At 37.7% G+C, this 17,593-nt stretch carries 17 protein-coding genes and 2 pseudogenes; 16 read left to right on the forward strand and 3 right to left on the reverse strand.

What is annotated here, in order from left to right; translation table 11 throughout:
- From FTX43_RS05145 to gshAB, 3 genes are all read left to right on the forward strand, one after another.
- Positions 1-810 (forward strand): Cof-type HAD-IIB family hydrolase, encoded by an 810-nt coding sequence (locus FTX43_RS05145; protein WP_002313942.1) that lies wholly within the window; start codon positions 1-3, stop codon positions 808-810.
- A gap of 11 nt (positions 811-821) precedes the next feature.
- Positions 822-1,820: a signal recognition particle-docking protein FtsY gene (gene ftsY / locus FTX43_RS05150; protein WP_002287900.1), complete on the forward strand. Its 999-nt coding sequence runs from the start codon at positions 822-824 to the stop codon at positions 1,818-1,820.
- A 186-nt stretch (positions 1,821-2,006) separates the two neighbouring features.
- The gene (gene gshAB / locus FTX43_RS05155) at positions 2,007-4,274 is read left to right on the forward strand and encodes a bifunctional glutamate--cysteine ligase GshA/glutathione synthetase GshB (protein ID WP_002313943.1); all 2,268 of its coding nucleotides are present in this window, start codon (positions 2,007-2,009) and stop codon (positions 4,272-4,274) included.
- A gap of 87 nt (positions 4,275-4,361) precedes the next feature.
- Here gshAB and FTX43_RS05160 read toward each other — a convergent pair whose 3' ends face one another.
- Positions 4,362-4,814: a YueI family protein gene (locus tag FTX43_RS05160; protein ID WP_002345490.1), complete on the reverse strand. Its 453-nt coding sequence runs from the start codon at positions 4,812-4,814 to the stop codon at positions 4,362-4,364.
- A 149-nt stretch (positions 4,815-4,963) separates the two neighbouring features.
- Between FTX43_RS05160 and FTX43_RS05165 the strand changes: the two genes are divergently transcribed.
- The 4 genes and pseudogenes from FTX43_RS05165 to FTX43_RS05180 all read left to right on the forward strand — a co-directional run bounded on the left by FTX43_RS05165 (position 4,964) and on the right by FTX43_RS05180 (position 8,593).
- Complete coding sequence (locus tag FTX43_RS05165) at positions 4,964-5,914, forward strand: ABC transporter permease (RefSeq protein WP_002309823.1); 951 nt, start codon at positions 4,964-4,966, stop codon at positions 5,912-5,914.
- Complete coding sequence (locus tag FTX43_RS05170; protein ID WP_002309822.1) at positions 5,907-6,866, forward strand: iron chelate uptake ABC transporter family permease subunit; 960 nt, start codon at positions 5,907-5,909, stop codon at positions 6,864-6,866. Before FTX43_RS05165 ends, FTX43_RS05170 begins: the two co-directional genes overlap by 8 nt.
- Positions 6,863-7,617 (forward strand): annotated as a pseudogene (locus FTX43_RS05175) (ABC transporter ATP-binding protein). Before FTX43_RS05170 ends, FTX43_RS05175 begins: the two are co-directional and overlap by 4 nt.
- 22 nt (positions 7,618-7,639) lie before the next feature.
- On the forward strand, positions 7,640-8,593 hold the full coding sequence (locus FTX43_RS05180; protein ID WP_002309820.1) for a siderophore ABC transporter substrate-binding protein: 954 nt from the start codon (positions 7,640-7,642) through the stop codon (positions 8,591-8,593).
- Positions 8,594-8,732: 139 nt separating this feature from the next.
- Here the strand turns inward: FTX43_RS05180 and FTX43_RS05185 are convergent, their stop codons facing one another.
- On the reverse strand, positions 8,733-9,029 hold the full coding sequence (locus tag FTX43_RS05185; protein ID WP_002290488.1) for a hypothetical protein: 297 nt from the start codon (positions 9,027-9,029) through the stop codon (positions 8,733-8,735).
- 229 nt (positions 9,030-9,258) lie between these two features.
- On the opposite strand from FTX43_RS05185, the gene FTX43_RS05190 reads away from it, so the two are divergent.
- The 3 genes from FTX43_RS05190 (at position 9,259) to FTX43_RS05200 (ending at position 11,169) form a co-directional block, all read left to right on the forward strand.
- Positions 9,259-9,840 carry a GNAT family N-acetyltransferase gene (locus FTX43_RS05190; RefSeq protein ID WP_002312367.1) on the forward strand — a complete coding sequence of 194 codons (582 nt, stop codon included), beginning with the start codon at positions 9,259-9,261 and terminating at the stop codon, positions 9,838-9,840.
- 63 nt (positions 9,841-9,903) lie between these two features.
- Positions 9,904-10,260 carry an iron-sulfur cluster biosynthesis family protein gene (locus tag FTX43_RS05195; protein WP_002287910.1) on the forward strand — a complete coding sequence of 119 codons (357 nt, stop codon included), beginning with the start codon at positions 9,904-9,906 and terminating at the stop codon, positions 10,258-10,260.
- A gap of 9 nt (positions 10,261-10,269) precedes the next feature.
- Positions 10,270-11,169 (forward strand): metallophosphoesterase, encoded by a 900-nt coding sequence (locus tag FTX43_RS05200; RefSeq protein ID WP_147606818.1) that lies wholly within the window; start codon positions 10,270-10,272, stop codon positions 11,167-11,169.
- 147 nt (positions 11,170-11,316) lie between these two features.
- Here FTX43_RS05200 and FTX43_RS05205 read toward each other — a convergent pair whose 3' ends face one another.
- Complete coding sequence (locus FTX43_RS05205; RefSeq protein ID WP_002329750.1) at positions 11,317-12,102, reverse strand: DeoR/GlpR family DNA-binding transcription regulator; 786 nt, start codon at positions 12,100-12,102, stop codon at positions 11,317-11,319.
- 174 nt (positions 12,103-12,276) lie between these two features.
- Between FTX43_RS05205 and FTX43_RS05210 the strand changes: the two genes are divergently transcribed.
- From FTX43_RS05210 to lacC, 6 genes and pseudogenes are all read left to right on the forward strand, one after another.
- On the forward strand, positions 12,277-12,588 hold the full coding sequence (locus FTX43_RS05210) for a PTS lactose/cellobiose transporter subunit IIA (protein ID WP_002309816.1): 312 nt from the start codon (positions 12,277-12,279) through the stop codon (positions 12,586-12,588).
- A 14-nt stretch (positions 12,589-12,602) separates the two neighbouring features.
- Positions 12,603-14,264 (forward strand): lactose-specific PTS transporter subunit EIIC, encoded by a 1,662-nt coding sequence (locus tag FTX43_RS05215; RefSeq protein ID WP_002344745.1) that lies wholly within the window; start codon positions 12,603-12,605, stop codon positions 14,262-14,264.
- A gap of 11 nt (positions 14,265-14,275) precedes the next feature.
- A complete protein-coding gene (lacG, locus tag FTX43_RS05220; RefSeq protein ID WP_002348057.1) occupies positions 14,276-15,679 on the forward strand; it encodes a 6-phospho-beta-galactosidase in 1,404 nt (467 codons plus the stop codon).
- Positions 15,680-15,696: 17 nt separating this feature from the next.
- Positions 15,697-16,125, forward strand: coding sequence for a galactose-6-phosphate isomerase subunit LacA (gene lacA / locus FTX43_RS05225; RefSeq protein WP_002309813.1), 429 nt, complete (start codon positions 15,697-15,699; stop codon positions 16,123-16,125).
- 13 nt (positions 16,126-16,138) lie between these two features.
- A pseudogene (gene lacB, locus FTX43_RS05230) lies at positions 16,139-16,668 on the forward strand (galactose-6-phosphate isomerase subunit LacB).
- Complete coding sequence (gene lacC / locus FTX43_RS05235) at positions 16,665-17,591, forward strand: tagatose-6-phosphate kinase (RefSeq protein ID WP_147606819.1); 927 nt, start codon at positions 16,665-16,667, stop codon at positions 17,589-17,591. The pseudogene lacB and the gene lacC overlap by 4 nt, the downstream one beginning before the upstream one ends.
- The last annotated feature ends 2 nt before the right edge of the window (positions 17,592-17,593 follow it).

Here is a 17,593-nt window from a genome sequence, read left to right on the forward strand (position 1 = left end):
ATGATCAAATTAGTAGCAATCGATTTGGATGGTACATTATTAAATGAACAAAAGCTGATTTCAGATGAGAATAAACAAGCATTAGCACAAGCAAAACAGCAAGGGGTCAAGATCGTTCTATGTACAGGACGCCCCTTAGCGGCGATGGCGCATTATCTGCAAGAATTAGGGCTGGTAGATGAGGGTGATTACAGCATCACTTTCAACGGCGGTTTAGTACAAAAAAACGATACTGGTGAAATCATGGAAAAGAAAGTGATGGAAGTATCAGATATCCAACGCTTATACAAATTGGCTCAGCAATTGGATCTGCCACTAGATGTTTTGTCTGACAATGTGGTTTTACAGCTGCCTAGTGCCCCAAGAAAGCAATCCTTGTACAATGTGTTGAATAAGCTGCTGCAATTCCAACCAGCGGATATAAGCGATATTACAGATGAATTTGTGCTTAATAAGGCAGTAATCGCTTATGACCAAGAAGAATTAGATCCTAAAATCAAAGAAATACCAGTAGAATTCCATGAAATGTATGAGATCATCAAAACGAGAAGTATGCTTTTGGAATTTATGCCAAAAGGTGTCACAAAAGCTTATGGTATTTCTTTATTGGCAAAAGATCTTGGTTTGAAACAAGAAGAAATCATGGCAATCGGTGATGAAGAAAATGATTTACCGATGATCCAATACGCTGGTCTAGGCGTAGCGATGGAGAATGCTGTGCCTTTCGTCAAAGAAGCAGCAGATTTTGTGACAGTCAGCAATGAAGAAAATGGCGTAGCCAAAGTGATCCAAAAATTTGTATTAGATTAGGGGGGAGTCAAATGGGATTTTTTGATAAAATCAAGCGTGCTTTTACTGGCGAAGAGAAAACGGAAGAAGTTGAAGTACAGGAGAAGTATGACAAGGGTTTAGAAAAGACGCGTAAAACATTTGGTGAACGGATGAATGAGCTGTTTGCCAATTTTCGAACAGTCGATGAAGACTTTTTTGAAGAATTAGAAGAAACACTTATCGGGGCAGATGTAGGTTTTGAAACAGCGATACGAATCACCGAAGCGTTACGTCAAGAAGTGAAACTCAGAAATGCGAAAAAATCGGCAGAAGTTCAAAATGCGATCATCGAGAAACTTGTGGATCTCTATGAAGCGGAAGGAATCAATGAAGTAAATGAACTAAATATCCAAGAAGACGGACTAACAGTTATTTTGTTTGTCGGCGTCAATGGTGTAGGGAAAACAACAAGTATTGGTAAACTTGCTCATCAGTTCAAAAACGAAGGTAAAAAAGTATTGATGGCAGCAGCAGATACCTTCCGTGCTGGAGCAATCGACCAATTAGTTGTCTGGGGCGAACGCGCTGGTGTTGAAGTTGTTCGTGGCAATGCAGGCGGCGATCCAGCAGCTGTCGTATTCGATGCTTTGGAAAGAGCAAAGACAGAGCAGGCAGATGTTTTATTAGTTGATACTGCAGGCCGACTGCAAAATAAAGTGAACTTGATGAACGAATTAGAAAAAATAAAACGAGTAATCCAGCGGGAATTACCAGAAGCACCCCAAGAAACACTACTTGTATTAGATGCAACAACTGGTCAAAACGCGATGGTTCAAGCAAAACAATTCAAAGAAACAACAGATGTGACCGGTCTTGTTTTGACAAAATTAGATGGTACAGCAAAGGGCGGTATCGTACTTGCTATCCGTAATGAACTGCATTTACCAGTGAAATTGGTCGGGTTGGGTGAAGGCATCGATGACTTGGAGCCGTTTGATCCAAACGATTTTGTCGTTGGATTATTCAAAGGATTACTAAAAGAAGAATAACCCATGTCTAAAAAGCAGGAGCTGTAACAAAAGTTGCAGCTCCTTGTTTGAATGATTGTTTTTAACATAGCTGTGTTTTTGATGCCTTCATTTTTATACTTATTTGTAAGCGGTTCTCAAACAATTTCGTTCTTTTTCTTAGACTTTTTGATTATAATTAGATTCATATGAATTGGAGGTCACTTAATGATGAATTTTAAGCAATTATTATTGCATGTCAATGCGCGCCCTTTTATCGACCAAGCTCGATTTGGTATAGAACGGGAAGGACAGCGGGTTGATCTTGCAGGAAATCTAGCAAAAACCGATCATCCAGCAATCTTTGGCGATCGATCCTATCACCCCTATATCCAAACAGATTTTAGCGAAACACAAACAGAAATGATCACCCCTGTTACCGATTCTATTCCCGAATTATTTCAGTATCTGGCTGCTGTTTATGATGTGACTGCTCGTTCTATACCGAAAGAAGAGATGATCTGGCCATTAAGTATGCCACCTGCCTTACCGGAAAAAGACGAAGAAATCATTATTGCAAAATTAAAAAATTTCGAAGATGTTTTGTATCGACGTTACTTAGCAAAAGAATACGGGAAGCGAAAACAAATGGTGAGCGGTATCCATTTCAATTTTGAATTTGGCGATGAGTTGCTAAGAACATTGTTCAGCCATCAGGAAGAATTTCAAGATTTTTCTGAATTCAAAACAGAACTTTATTTGAAAACAGCGAGAAACTTTATGCGCTATCGCTGGATGATCACTTATTTATTCGGTGCTTCACCGATGAGTGAGAAGAACTATTTTATAAATGAATCACATCCGCAAGAACCTGTTCGCAGTATTCGCAACAGTGCGCTGGGGTATACGAATCATCCAAATGTGAAAGTTTCCTATGCTTCTATGAAACAGTATTTAGCAGATATTGAGCGAATGATCGAAGAAGGGAAACTTTCAGAGGAGAAAGAATTTTATACACCGCTTCGTTTCCGAGGTGGAAAGAAAGTCGCAGATTTAGCAACAACAGGCGTTCGTTATATTGAATTGCGGAATATCGATCTGAATCCTTATGCAAGGCTGGGAATCAATCCAGAACAAGTTCGTTTCTTACAATTATTCCTGATGTATATGCTATGGACAGAAGAAAAAGAAGACAGTGACCAATGGGTGGCAGAAGGTACGACTCGAAATAACAAAGTAGCACTAGAACAACCATCAGATCAAACAGAATTTCATCAAGAAGGTAGAGAAATTCTTGAAGGGATGAAGCAAATGCTGGTTGAATTGGATTGGTTGGATTCTCTTTATTTAGTAGAGGAAGCATTGACTCAAATGGATTATCCTGAACAAACGTTAGCAGCGAAACTCTATCAAGAAGCACAGTTATCGAGTCAGCAAGAAGTTGCTGTGGCATTGGGGCATCAATATTATAAAGAAAGTCATGAACGTCCCTATCAGTTGGCCGGTTTTCGCGAAATGGAACTTTCTACTCAGATATTTATGTTCGATGCCATCCAAAAAGGCGTCCAAGTCAAAGTATTAGATGAGTCGGATCAATTTTTGCGTCTGCAATTCCAAGACCATGTAGAATATGTGAAAAATGCAAACATGACAAGTAAGGACAGCTATATCGTTCCACTTATCATGGAAAACAAAACAGTAACGAAAAAAGTTTTAAAAGAAGCTGGGTTCCGAGTACCAGGAGGCGCAGAATTTTCATCCATGGAAGAAGCCGTAAAAGCTTATCCAAGATTTGCCGATCAGGCATTTGTGATCAAACCTAAGTCCACAAATTACGGATTAGGTATCACGATTTTCAAGGAAGGGGCTGATCTGGAGGATTATCAAGCAGGATTGGCGATTGCTTTTCGTGAAGACAGCTCGGTTTTAGTAGAAGAATTTATGCCGGGAACGGAATATCGTTTCTTTGTAATCGGTGGAGAAGTCCAAGCCATCATGTTGCGAGTCCCTGCTAATGTTATTGGTGACGGTATCCGAACAGTGAAAGAACTTGTTGAAGAAAAAAATAGTGACCCTTTGCGTGGAACGAATCATCGTGCACCGTTGGAATTGATCCAATTAGGCGAATTAGAACAATTGATGTTGAAAGAACAAGGGTTAACGATCGAATCAGTTCCCCAAGCCAATCAAATTGTTTATCTAAGGGAGAACTCAAATATCAGTACGGGCGGTGATTCGATCGATATGACTGATGAATTTTCTGAAGCTTACAAAAAAATCGCCGTTTCTGCGGTAGAAGCACTAGGAGCTAAAATCAGTGGTATTGATTTGATCATACCAGATAAAGAAATCGATCCTACAACCGATAAAAAAGCATACGGGATCATCGAAGCAAATTTCAATCCAGCGATGCATATGCATGTTTATCCTTTTGCAGGAAAAGGCAGAAGATTGACGATGAATGTATTGAAATTGTTATATCCTGAAATATTTTAAACGAAAAAGCTTTTGACAGATTGTCCTATTTGATGTCAATCTGTTCAAAAGCTTTTTTGCATGTAAAAATTTATGTGTTTTTTCGTTTTAAAATAAACGATCCCAGAAGCTTTTTTTCTTTTTTGGTTTTTCTTTTTCAGATGGCGAAGAGTTTTCTTCTGGGTATTTTTTTTCGATATCGATCACAGGTTCATTTACTGCTTCTTTTGCTGTTAAGAGCAATCCGAATTCCTCAGGATTTGCAGTGACGTAATCGTTGACTACAGTAAATCGGCTATTGTTTTTCGTTGCTATCTGGATATATTGGTTTTGGACAGAAAGGGGTAGAGCCCCATTCAAGAGTATGGAAGCATCTGGATGTTTTTTGAGTTCTTTTAAAAAGTTTTCTTTGTTTTTCGGTTGGATCATTTCAGCAACAGTCATACTAAGATAGCAACGTTCCCTGAATGTCCCTAAATATTTATGCTGTTCTTCAGGGTTCACTAAAGGTGTACCATAAAGTCCCTTATCCAAATGGCTTTTTACATCATCTTGTGCCATAAAAAATACCCTCCTTCTTCTCTTTGTCTTTCTTACGATTATAGCATATTCCCAATAATACCTAAAACATATGAAAAAGCGGTTGCTTTTGTTCAACGATTCACTTAAAATAAGAATGAAAATCATTCTCAATTAGAAAGGTGGATTGGATGCGCTACGGACGACTAGTAGCATTATTAGTTATTTTAAGTAGTATTTCATTGTTCATTGGAGTATCAAATGTACAATTGTCAGAATTGCTCCAGTTAAATGGGCAAAGTTTACAAATTTTGCTAGCGACTCGTTTGCCGCGAACGATTTGTTTGATCCTTGTGGGAGCGACTAGTAGTATTTGTGGGTTGATTATGCAACATTTGACCCAAAATAAATTTGTTTCACCAACGACTGCGGGCACGATGGATAGTGCGCGTTTAGGTATTTTAGTGGCCATGATTTTCCTACCTGGTGCATCCTTGATCGTCCGATCCTTGACTGCATTTTGCTTTGCTTTTGCAGGAACATTGCTTTTTTTATCCCTTACGCGATTGTTCCCCCAGAAAAATCAATTGATGCTTCCGTTGATTGGGGTCATGTTAGGGAATATCATTGGTTCAGTTGCTACTTTTTTTGCTTATCAATTCCAGTTGGTACAAAATATGACTTCGTGGCTTCAAGGGAATTTTGCGACTGTGATACGAGGAAATTATGAGTTACTGTATGCTGTTGTTCCATTGCTGCTCTTGGTTTGGCTATTTGCTTACCAATTTACGATTATTGGTCTGGGCGAATCGTTTGCAGTAAATTTGGGAATAGATTACCAGAAGATGCAGTTTTTAGGCATTGGCTTGGTTTCATTGGCTAGTGCAGTCATGTTGATCATGGTGGGAAGCATTCCTTTTATCGGAGTGATTATTCCGAATCTTGTCTCTAGAATATATGGAGATCAAGTGCACAAAACCATTGGCGTAACTGCTTTAGCAGGTAGTTTGTTCTTAGTATTTTGCGATCTTGTCGCTCGTGTGTTGATTTTTCCTTATGAAATACCAGTCAGTGTGATCGTTGGAATCATCGGTGGGGCTATCTTCCTTTGTCTTCTGATAAGGGGGCGACGATATGCTTAAAAAAAAGCCGTCTATTTTTATTGGTATGCTTGTTCTTGTTCTATTTGTTACAGGAGTGTACTTGATGATCCATACATATGGAAACTGGCATTTTGCGTGGGTATTGAGGAGCAAGAAAATTTTTGCATTTATCCTTGTCTCGCTAGCTGTCAGCAGTGCTACGATCAGCTTTCAGACAATTACGCATAACCAGTTTTTGACTCCTTCCGTATTGGGACTTGAGTCGTTATACGTCCTTGTCCAAACGGTCCTTTTCTTCTTTATCGGAGGAGTGACGATGCTTCAGCAGACAGGTACAGGTTTTTTCTTATTGAACGTTGGGCTGATGGTCGGGTTGAGTCTGTTGTTATTTTTCTTTCTTTTGAAAAAAATGAAAGCAAATCTTTTTTTGTTACTGATGTCAGGGATGATTTTAGGCACGCTTTTTGGTAGTGTCAGTACCTTTTTACAAGTCATCATGGATCCAAATGAATATGATTTGCTTCAAGGGAGATTATTTGCAAGTTTTGGCAATATCCAAAGCCAGTATCTTTTGCCTGCTTCTTTGATCATTATCGGCTGCTGGTTCCTGTTATTTCGATATCGACATGTGCTAGACGTTTTCCATCTTGGGAATGAACAAGCTGTAAACCTTGGGATAGACACAGATCGATTTGAATTTTTTATTTTATGTTGTGTCAGTCTTTTGACAGGAACAGCAACGGCTCTTGTAGGTCCAGTTACTTTTTTAGGGTTTATTGTCGCAAATGTCAGTTACCGTATATTTTCTACTTATCGTCATGGTCTGCTATTTATCGGAAGCTTTCTAATAGCTATGCTGTTTCTGACAGGCGGACAGCTCGCAGTAGAGCAGATTTTCGGCTGGAATACAACAGTGAGTGTCGTTGTTGAATTTGTCGGAGGAATTTATTTTGTCACAAAATTGATTCGCGAAAGGAAGAGTATCCTATGATCGATTTACAAAAGGTCAATAAACTGTACCATGGAAAATCAGTGGTCAAAGATGTACAGTTAACGATTCCTGAAAAGAAGTTGACTGCTTTTATCGGTCCAAATGGTGCTGGAAAGTCAACAGTGTTGTCGATGATCAGTCGTTTGATACCAAAAGATACAGGTGAAATCTATTTAGACCATAACGAAGTAAAGGCTTGGAGATCCAATGAATTAGCCAAAAAATTGTCGATCCTGCGACAATCGAATGAAATAAATGTCCAAATCACCGTGAAAGAATTAGTAGAATTTGGACGATTTCCTTATACGAAAGGAAAATTGACGACAAAAGATCAGAAAATCGTTCAGGAATCACTGGAACACCTCGGGCTAGAAGAAATAGCAGATCAATCGATTGACACTCTTTCAGGAGGTCAACTCCAACGTGCGTATATTGCAATGGTGCTAGCGCAAGACACGGATTATATTTTACTGGATGAACCTTTGAACAATCTAGATATGAATTTTGCGGTTCAAATCATGCAGATTTTAAAAATTTAGTACAAAAAATCGGAAAAACGATTGTTATTGTTCTTCATGATATCAACTTTGCTGCAAGTTATGCAGACGAAATTATTGCAATGAAAGATGGGAAGTTATTCACGCAAGGAACGACCCAAGAAATGATAAAAAAAGATGTATTGGATGAATTGTACGAAATGGACATACGGATTTGTGAGATTGAAGGCCGCAGATTCTGTCTTTATTTCTAAAACTAACATTAGGAGAGAAGAGATGAAAAAATTAGTAGTAGGTATCTTGATTCTAGCATCATTTGGTTTAGCAGCATGTGGAAATAGTAACAACACCAGTCAGGCAGACACAAAGAAAAGCAGTACGCAAGCTGAAACGGCATTAACGATAAAAGACAGTAATGGTGATCAAATCGAGGTGCCAAAGAATTCTGAAAAAGTCGTCGTATTCGATAATGGTTCTTTAGATACGATGGATGCTCTTGGTGTTGGAGATAAGGTAGTTGGAGCAGCTACGAGCAGCCTTCCTGAGTATCTTTCCTCCTATAAAAAAGTGGAATCAGCAGGTGGGATCAAAGAACCAGACTTAGAAAAAATCAATCAACTTCAGCCAGATCTGATCATCATTTCTGGTCGGCAAAGAGATTTTCAAAAAGATCTAAGTCAAATCGCTCCGACCATTTTCCTTTCTTTAGATGCGAAAAAGCCATGGGAATCTTTCCAGCAAAATGTCACTACTTTAGGGGAGATCTTTGGCAAGCAAGAAGAAGCCAAAACTCAATTAGAGGAATTATCCAATGCAATCGATCAGACGAAAAAGAAAGCAGAAGCGTCTGACAAAAAAGCACTAGTCACACTTGTGAATGAAGGGCAATTATCAGCCTATGGATCAGGTTCTAGATTTGGTTTCATCCATGATTTATTTGGCTTTGAACAAGCAGATGATCAAATCGAAGCATCCACTCACGGTCAAAGTGTTTCTTATGAATATGTGCTAGAAAAAAATCCGGATATCTTATTTGTGGTAGACCGAACAAAAGCTATCGGTGGAGACGATAGCAAAGATGATATTTCTGCCAATGAACTGGTAGCACAAACGAATGCTGGTAAAAATCAGCAGATCATCTCCCTTGAACCAGATGTCTGGTATTTAAGCGGGGGCGGTTTAGAATCAATGAAACTGATGATTGAAGATGTGGATCAAGCATTTAAGTAGAATCAATAATAATCGAAAAAATTGAACCGACCTCTAAAAGTTAGATTTTCCAGCTAATTTTTAGAGGTCGATTTTTATGTGTTTGGGCAATCTTTTTTCTTTAATACTAAGGTCAGAGCGCTGATTTCATAACCTCTATTCACGCATGTGTCTCAGCAAGCGGTTGATAGTTGATGATCTGCATTTTTCGATAAAAATCGGCGGGAAGCTTACTCCAACGTTTTAATAATTGATAGAAATAACTTTCTTCTGCTTTGATCTTATACTCGCTTAATATCAATCCAAAACTATTCGTTTGTTTTGCAGCTAATTTTTTATAGATATCCAATGCTTTTGTTTTATCTTCATTGACAAAAAGTGTTTTTACTTCAATATAAGAACCCTCGATGTTTTGTGTTTCTTCGATAAAATAGATACTTTTTATATATTCTTTCATAGTGATTCCTCCAAAGAAGTCTTTTTATTTGATAAGTTTACTTTACCGAAGAGTTGCTAATAATCCGTGAACAAAAAGTTATTCTTTTTCCAATAGTTATTAAGGGATGTTTATTTTTTAGAATATATTTTGTTATTTAAGGAATGGATAAGGTTGGACAAATAACAGGTTGCTTTTTGGGGCCTGCTTCGCTATAGTAGAGAAAAAATAACGAAAGAAGCGGATTTAGATGGGAGAAGAAATTAAAACAGACCTTGTACTGGCAGAAAATCAATGGATAGAAACAGAACGACTTATTTTACGACCCGTCACTTTAGCAGATACAGAGGATGTATATGAATATGCAAGTGATGAGGTAACGACACGGTTCCTCTTTCCCGCAAACCAATCATTAGCTGAAACAAGAGCAAATATTGCTACATCCTTTATAAAGGACCCTTTAGGAAAATATGGTATAGAACTAAAAAAATCAGGTAAACTGATCGGAACGACAGATATCCGTGTGAATGACCATAACGGGACTGCCGAAATTGGTTATGCGCTAAATTCTGCCTATTGGGGTAATGGCTATATGCCTGAAGCTACCGCTGCTTTGCTGAAACTAGGTTTCGAACAATTAGATCTTGTAAGGATCTTTGCTACCCATGACGTGAGAAATTCCAATTCGGGACGGGTAATGGAGAAGTTACATATGAAAAAAGAAGGATTGATCTCAGATGCTGAGCGAAGAAATGGTGAAGTGGTTTCTTTAGTGATAAGAGGAATCACAAGATCCGAATGGTTGGCTCTCCAACAAACAGAAAACAGCTAAAACCAGACAAATTAGTTGCATCTGATGAATAAAGTGATTATTCTATGACGTGAGGTGATACAGATGAAATTAGAAGTGACAAAAGAAGCACAAGAAGTATTGAAAAATAAATTAGAAGCAGATGATCAACTGTTATTAGATATCGAAAACGGCGACGGTCCATTTGCAGAAAGCCAAGTCAGTTGCCAATTAGACACGGCATTTCGATTGATCATTGTCAAAAAAGATACACAAACAGATCTAAGTCTTTATTCTGTAGTGGCTGATACACCAGTTGGACCAATCAAAATCAAAGACAGTGCAATACTTTACATGGATGATCCATCAACACTTGCTTTAGAACCAACTTATAATAGTTTACAATTAAAAGGACCCAGCGGCTTGAGAAAAGGCAACTTGCAAGTTGTTCGAAAAGACTAGAGGGATAAAATGGGAAAATTGGCGATCATCAGCGACTTACATGTGGACATCAATAAATTCCGCGAATCAGAGCTGAGGCAGCTTTGGCAAGTTTTGCAAAAGCACAAGATCACTCGGCTTCATCTAGCCGGAGATACGGCCAATAAAGTAGATCGTTGCCTAGCTGTTGTCGAATTTTTCGTCAATAAAGGATTATCTACGACCTTTCATTTCGGCAATCACGAGTTGGCAGATGTGCCCAATGAACAGATGATGGACCATTTTCCAGACCCACATTTTTTAAATGAACGGTATATTGCTTTAAATGAGCAGACCGTTCTTTTAGGGATGAATGGCTGGTACGACTATCAGTTTTCTGAATTGAAAGATTACGATGCAATCGTACGAATGAAACGTTTGTATTGGTATGATCGATTCATCCAGCGTGGGAAAACAGATCTCGAGGTCAATGCAGAAATGCTTGCAGCTGCAAAAAATTTGCTAGACCAGTTGGAAGCAAAAAAACTTGAGGTCATTCTATCCACTCATTTCGTTCCTAAACGAGCATTTATCGTGTATCAATCTGCTCCTTATGAGCGTTGGAACAAATTAAATGCGTTTTTAGGATCAGAATCATTCGGAAAATTACTAGACCATTACTCAAATATCAAACAAGTAGTTTTTGGTCATACGCATCGGCGGTTCGAAGATCAGTTGATCCATGGAGCAATTTATAGTTGTCGACCATTCGGTTATTATTATGAATGGCAACTGACTCGTGATTTTGTTTTGAAAGAACAGTTGTTAGACAGCTATGATCCTATGAAATTACGTGTACTCTTGCGTGCCCATCACCCAGCTTTTCATGCCTATCAAACACAACATTTGCAAGAAGAATTTGAACAAGCGATGACGATCATTTCGTATTGAAAGAAACAGTTACACCTGTGTATGATTGATCGATAAACCATTCTAGAAAAACAAAAAAACTTGGTACACGAATGTTGTACCAAGTTTTTTTGTTTTTCTATATCTATGGCATCATGAGAGAAAGCAATAGTGGAAAACTCATTCTATTCAAGATAAATCAAGTCGTACCTTAGAAGATAATATAGGGATCTTCTTTCCAAATATTTCTTGATCTTCCGCAGTAATCATTGAGTCAGTGATTAGGTAGTCAGCGTCTTTTAAAGAATAAAAACTGTAAAAATCTTTTTTATTTATTTTGTGGTGATCAGCAACAATAAATCTCTGTTCAGCAATATTCAACGCACATTTTTGAGTTAATCCTTCGTCTTCATTTGAAGTATAGATAGCAGATGTATCTAATCCATTTACTCCGATAAAGCTTTTCATCACATGGATTCCTGAAATAAAATCATTTGCAATCGTTCCCACAAATGCACCAGTTTTACTCCGATAAGAACCGCCAATCAAAATCAATTCAAATCTTGAATCATGTTTGAATTTGTCGAATACATGTATGGAATTCGTGATAATCTTGGCATGGTTCACGGTTAAAAACTCATAGACCAGTTCGATGGTTGTACCTGCACCCAAAAAAACAGTCTCGTCTTCGAATATATTCTCAGCAATGATCTTTGCAATCTCCAATTTTTCATTGAGATGGATATGTTGTTTTTCTCGATGGCTTAGCTCAGTAAGTATATCGTTCTTATTGTCTTCAATAATTCTTGCACCGCCATGTACACGAATGATCAGTCCTTTATCTTCTAATTCTTGAAAGTCTCTGCGAACAGTCATGTCAGTTATTTTAAGTTCATTGACGATGTCTCTTACTTTTAAGAATTTATATTGGCTCAATAAATCCATCAAATACTTTTGACGTTCTTCTTTTATCATTTTTTTCTTGCCCCTCGTTCAAGTCCTTCTTTTATGTCCGAATTAAACATATTATATTTTGAAAATAAAGTCAATTTTAAACAGTAAATCTGCTATTGACAGGAATGGATTCTTCTTTTATGATATGTTTGGAAGAAACAAAAACAAACAAAAATAAACAAAAAGGAGAAGTCGATGAATAAAGAAGAAGCAGCAATGATTGGATTTGAAGTAGTTGCATTTGCAGGAGAAGCACGATCCAAATTAATGGAAGCGCTTGAAGAAGCGGAAAAGAAAAATTTTGAGCAAGCAGAGCGGCTAGTAGAAGAAGCTCATACCAGTTTGATGCAGGCACATAAATCTCAAACACAAATGTTAGCAGCTGAAGCAAACGGTGAATCAGTCGAAATCGGTTTTATCATGGTCCATGCACAAGATCACTTGATGACGACGATGTTGTTGAAAGATACGATCAGACATTTATTCAATATCTACAAAAAAGCGTAAGGGGCAGAAGCAGTATGAAACAGCTGATACAAACAATCGAAAAGATGAAACCTCATTTTGAAAAGATTTCGAATAATCCTTACTTGAGAGCGATTAGAGATGGCTTTATCAGCCTTATACCAGTGATTCTTTTTTCAAGTTTCTTTTTGTTAGCTGCTTATGTTCCAAATGCTTTCGGTTTCCATTGGGATACATCAATCGAAACGATTCTAATGAAGGCTTACAACGGATCAATGGGTATTCTAGGTTTGCTTATGGCAGCTACTGTGACAAAAAGTTTGACGGAGACTTTTAATAATAAACTACCTAAAACCAATCAAATCAATCCTACTTCAACGATGATCGCAGCATTTATTGGATTTGTGATTATTGGCGTGGATGCGATTGAAGGCGGTTTCTCTTCTGATTTTATGGGAACAAAAGGATTGTTGACAGCTTTTGTAGTCGGATTTATTGTCCCAAACATCTATCGTTTCTGTGTCAAAAACAATATCACTGTAAAAATGCCTGAAGAAGTTCCAGGGAATATTTCGCAGACATTCAAAGATCTTATCCCAATCACGTTAGCAACTGTCTTTTTTTGGTTATTCGACTTAGGGTTCAGGCATTTAGCAGGAACAGGATTCTCAGAAAAGATTATTGAATTGTTCCAGCCAATTTTTAGTGCTGCAGATGGATATTTAGGACTGGCATTGATTTTTGGGGCAATGGCTTTTTTCTGGTTTGTCGGTATCCACGGACCTTCTATCGTAGAACCTGCAGTTGCGGCAATCTATATTACAAATGTTGAAGCGAATCTTCAGCTCTATCAAAGTGGTGAACATGCACCACGGATTCTTTCTCAAGGGATCCAATATTTTGTCGCTACTTTAGGTGGTACAGGGGCTACGCTTATCCTAACATTCATGTTTGCTTTTTTGGCAAAGTCGAAGCAAATGAAAACGATTGGTCGTGCTTCTGCTATCCCTGTGTTATTTGGTGTGAATGAACCGATCCTGTTTGGTGCACCAGTTGTTTTGAACCCGATTTTCTTTATTCCTTTTGTGACTGCGCCAATCTTAAATGTGTGGATTTTTAAGTTTTTCGTTGATACTTTAGGGATGGATGGATTTATTTATAATTTGCCATGGACAACGCCTGGACCAATTGGTTTGATTTTAGGAACAGGATTTGCTGGATTAGCAGTTTTATTAGTCATACTATTACTGATCGTTGATTTCTTAATATATTTTCCATTTTTCAAAGCATATGACAATGAATTAGTGGCAAAAGAAACCCTTGAGGAAGTAAAGGCTGAACCGATTTTTACAGAAGAACCTCCTATAGCTGAACAAGTGACTACAGGGTTAATGGAAGAAGGTGGTCAAAAAAATGTATTGGTTCTATGTGCAAATGGTGCAACAAGTTCTATGTTGGCTAATGCAATCAAAAAAGGTGCTAAAGCTCGAGCTATCGATATTGAATCTACAGCAATGGCTTATGGGCAACACAAAGATTTAATCAATGAATTTGATTTGATCGTTTTAGCTCCACAAATGGCTTCAATGTTTAAAGAATTGGAAGAAGATGTAAAAAATTACAAAACAAAAGCTGTTTCTACTAGTGGAGCGGAGTATGTGGCTTTAGCGAAAGCGCCGAATCAAGCAGTAGATTTTGTTTTTAAGAATTTAATTTAAGGAGGTAAAGAATGAATAAGTTTCCGGAGCATTTTGTTTTTGGTGCTGCGACAGCTGCTTTTCAAGCAGAAGGTGCACTATTAGAAGGAAATCGAGGGAAGAATTATTGGGATGATTATTTAAAAGAGCAAGGTATGTTTGATCCAAGTCTAGCAAGTGATTTTTATCATAAATACCCAGAAGATCTAGAATTATGCCGTACATTCGGTATCAATGGTCTTCGTATTTCTATTGCTTGGTCACGGATATTTCCTTCAGGTGTCGGAAAATTTGATCCATCCGGTGTCCAGTTTTATCACAAATTGATTGATGAATGTATAGCTAATGGAGTGGAACCCTTTGTTACCTTGCATCACTTTGACACCCCTTTATCTTTGTTCGAAAAGGGCGATTGGCTTTCTCAAAAAACGATTATTGCTTATGTTGATTTTGCGGAGTTTTGTTTCAAAGAATATGGGAACAAAGTAAATTATTGGATCACGTTCAATGAGCCTTGGTCTGTAGTAGCTGGTCAATACATTATTGGTCATTTTCCACCGAATATAAAATACGATCTTCCAAAAGCAATCCAAGCTATGCATAACATGATGGTTGCTCATGCAAAAGTAGTTGAAAAGTATAAAAAGGCGGAGTACCTAGGAGAAATCGGTATTGTCCACATCTTGGAATCAAAATATGGTATCACTAATCATCTTGAAGATACACGTTCTGCAAGAAAAGAACATATTTTAGCAAATCAATTTTTATTAGATGCTACTTATAGGGGACATTACGCTGAAGATACTTTGGAGAACATTGAAGAAATTCTTCGCGAAAATAAAGGAGTGTTGAAGACTACATGTGAAGAATTTGAGATATTAGCTTATGCAGCTGATCAAATTGATTTTATTGGAGTCAATTATTATGCTAGCCATTTCGTAAAAGCTTATATTGGTGAATCTACTATCCATCACAACGGTACGGGAGAAAAAGGAAGTAGTCGTTTTGCATTGAAAGGGGTTGGAGAAAGAGTCAATAACCCTGAAGTTCCAACAACAGACTGGGATTGGCCAATTTATCCGCAAGGGCTAGAGGATATGTTGGTCTTTATCAAGGAACGGTATCCAAACTATAAAAAAATCTATGTAACAGAAAATGGAATGGGCGAAAAAGATGTGTTATGTGACAAGCAAGTGCAAGATGATTCTCGAATCGCTTATATTTTCGTACACTTGAAAGCCATTTTAAAAGCTATTGAGCGCGGGGTAAATGTAGAAGGTTACTTTGTATGGTCATTGATGGACGTGTTTTCATGGACAAATGGCTATAAGAAACGCTATGGTTTATTTTATGTCGATTTTAAAAATCAAAATCGATATGCGAAAAAAAGTGCCTATTGGTATAAGAAAATCAGCAACAGCAAATTGCTTGAATAAGGAAGAGAGGTAAGAAGATGCGTATAGTAATCGGTTCGGATAAAGATGGAATGCAACTGAAAGAAGTGATCAAGAAAGATCTAATCGAAAAAGGATTTATGATAGCAGATAAAAGTGAGACACCTTCTGAAGATTTTGTAGCATCTGCTTTAGCCGTCGCGAATGATCTAATGAATAATGAAGGAAGTTTAGGTATTACAGTAGACAGTTACGGAGTAGGAAGCTTCATCTCAGCAACAAAAGTCAAAGGGATGATTGCAGCAGTAGTTTCAGACGAACGTAGCGCTTATATGACTAGAGAGCACAATAATTCTCGCATGATTGCTCTTGGGTCGAAGATCGTAGGAGAAGAGTTAGCGTTATCAATCGTAAAGGAATTTTTACAAGCAACTTACGCAGGTGGTAGACATCAAGTTCGTGTAGATATGTTGAATAAAATGGCATAAAAAAGGAGAAAGTATGAAAATCGCAATTGGTTGTGACCACATCGTCACAGATACTAAAATGGCTCTATCAGATTTTTTGAAAGCAAAAGGACATGAAGTATTAGACATGGGAACCTATGATTTCACACGGACTCATTATCCTATTTATGGAAAAAAGTAGGAGAAGCAGTAGTGATGGGAAAAGCAGATCTAGGGGTCTGTTTATGTGGGACCGGGGTAGGAATCAATAATGCAGTAAACAAAGTTCCAGGTATTCGGAGCGCATTAGTGCGTGATATGACAACAGCTATCTATGCAAAAGAACAATTGGATGCAAATGTGATCGGGTTTGGCGCTCGGATTACTGGAGAATTTTTGATTTGTGATATTCTTGATGCTTTCATTCAGGCAAAATATCAAGAAACGGATGAGAACCAGCAACTGATTGCTAAAATCAAACAAATCGAAAAAGCTAATGAGTATCAAATTGATCCGAATTTTTTTGATGAATTTATCGAAAAATGGAATCGCGATGAATACCAAGATTGTGAGGCTAATCAATGATTCTAACGATTACGATGAATCCTTCAATCGATGTTTCTTATCCATTAACAGAATTTAGTTTAGATGCAGTCAATCGTGTGAAAAATGTGAAAAAAACAGTCGGTGGGAAAGGATTGAATGTCACACGCATTTTGAAACAATTAGATGCAGAAGTGATGGCGAGTGGATTAATTGGTGGGGTTTTAGGGGAAGAAATCAAAGAGAGGTTAACACAAGATAATATCCTTCATGAATTTTTGTCCATCAAAAGCGAAACACGAAATTGCATCGCTATTTTACATGAAGGTCAGCAGACGGAAATCTTAGAAAGTGGACCAATTGTTTCTACACAAGAGGCTTCTGACTTTCTCAATCATTTAGGAAAATTGGCAGTAAAAGCTGATGTTATTTGTTTTTCTGGTAGTTTGCCTCAAGGACTTCCGATAGATTTTTACCAGCAAATGATACAAGTCTGCAGACCCAAGCCGGTCATGTTAGATTGTTCTGGCGAAGCATTGATGACAGTACTTAAAGGAGAGTCTAAACCGTATTTGATTAAGCCAAACATACAAGAACTAGCGGAGTTATTAGATCAGCCTATCACTACAGATGTGAAGAAACTGAAAGTAGCTTCATCGGATCCGTTATTTGCTGGTATTGACTGGGTTGTAGTCTCGATGGGTAGAAAAGGTGCATTTGCTAAAAATTCGAATCGATTCTATCATGTGATGATTCCTTCAATCAAAGCCGTAAACCCTGTAGGTTCTGGTGATGCAATGTTAGCTGGTTTAGCGGTTGCTATTGAAAAAGAAAAATCAGTTGATGTGGTGCTGAAGCAAGGAAATGCTCTGGGAATACTAAATGCACAAGAAGAAACCACGGGTTATATTGAGTTAGGAAATTATCATACATTAATTAAGCAGATACAAATAAAAGAAGTCTAGGA

The sequence above is a fragment of the Enterococcus sp. DA9 genome (assembly GCF_008000875.1).
In the GTDB taxonomy this organism is placed as follows: Bacteria; Bacillota; Bacilli; order Lactobacillales; family Enterococcaceae; genus Enterococcus_B; species Enterococcus_B lactis.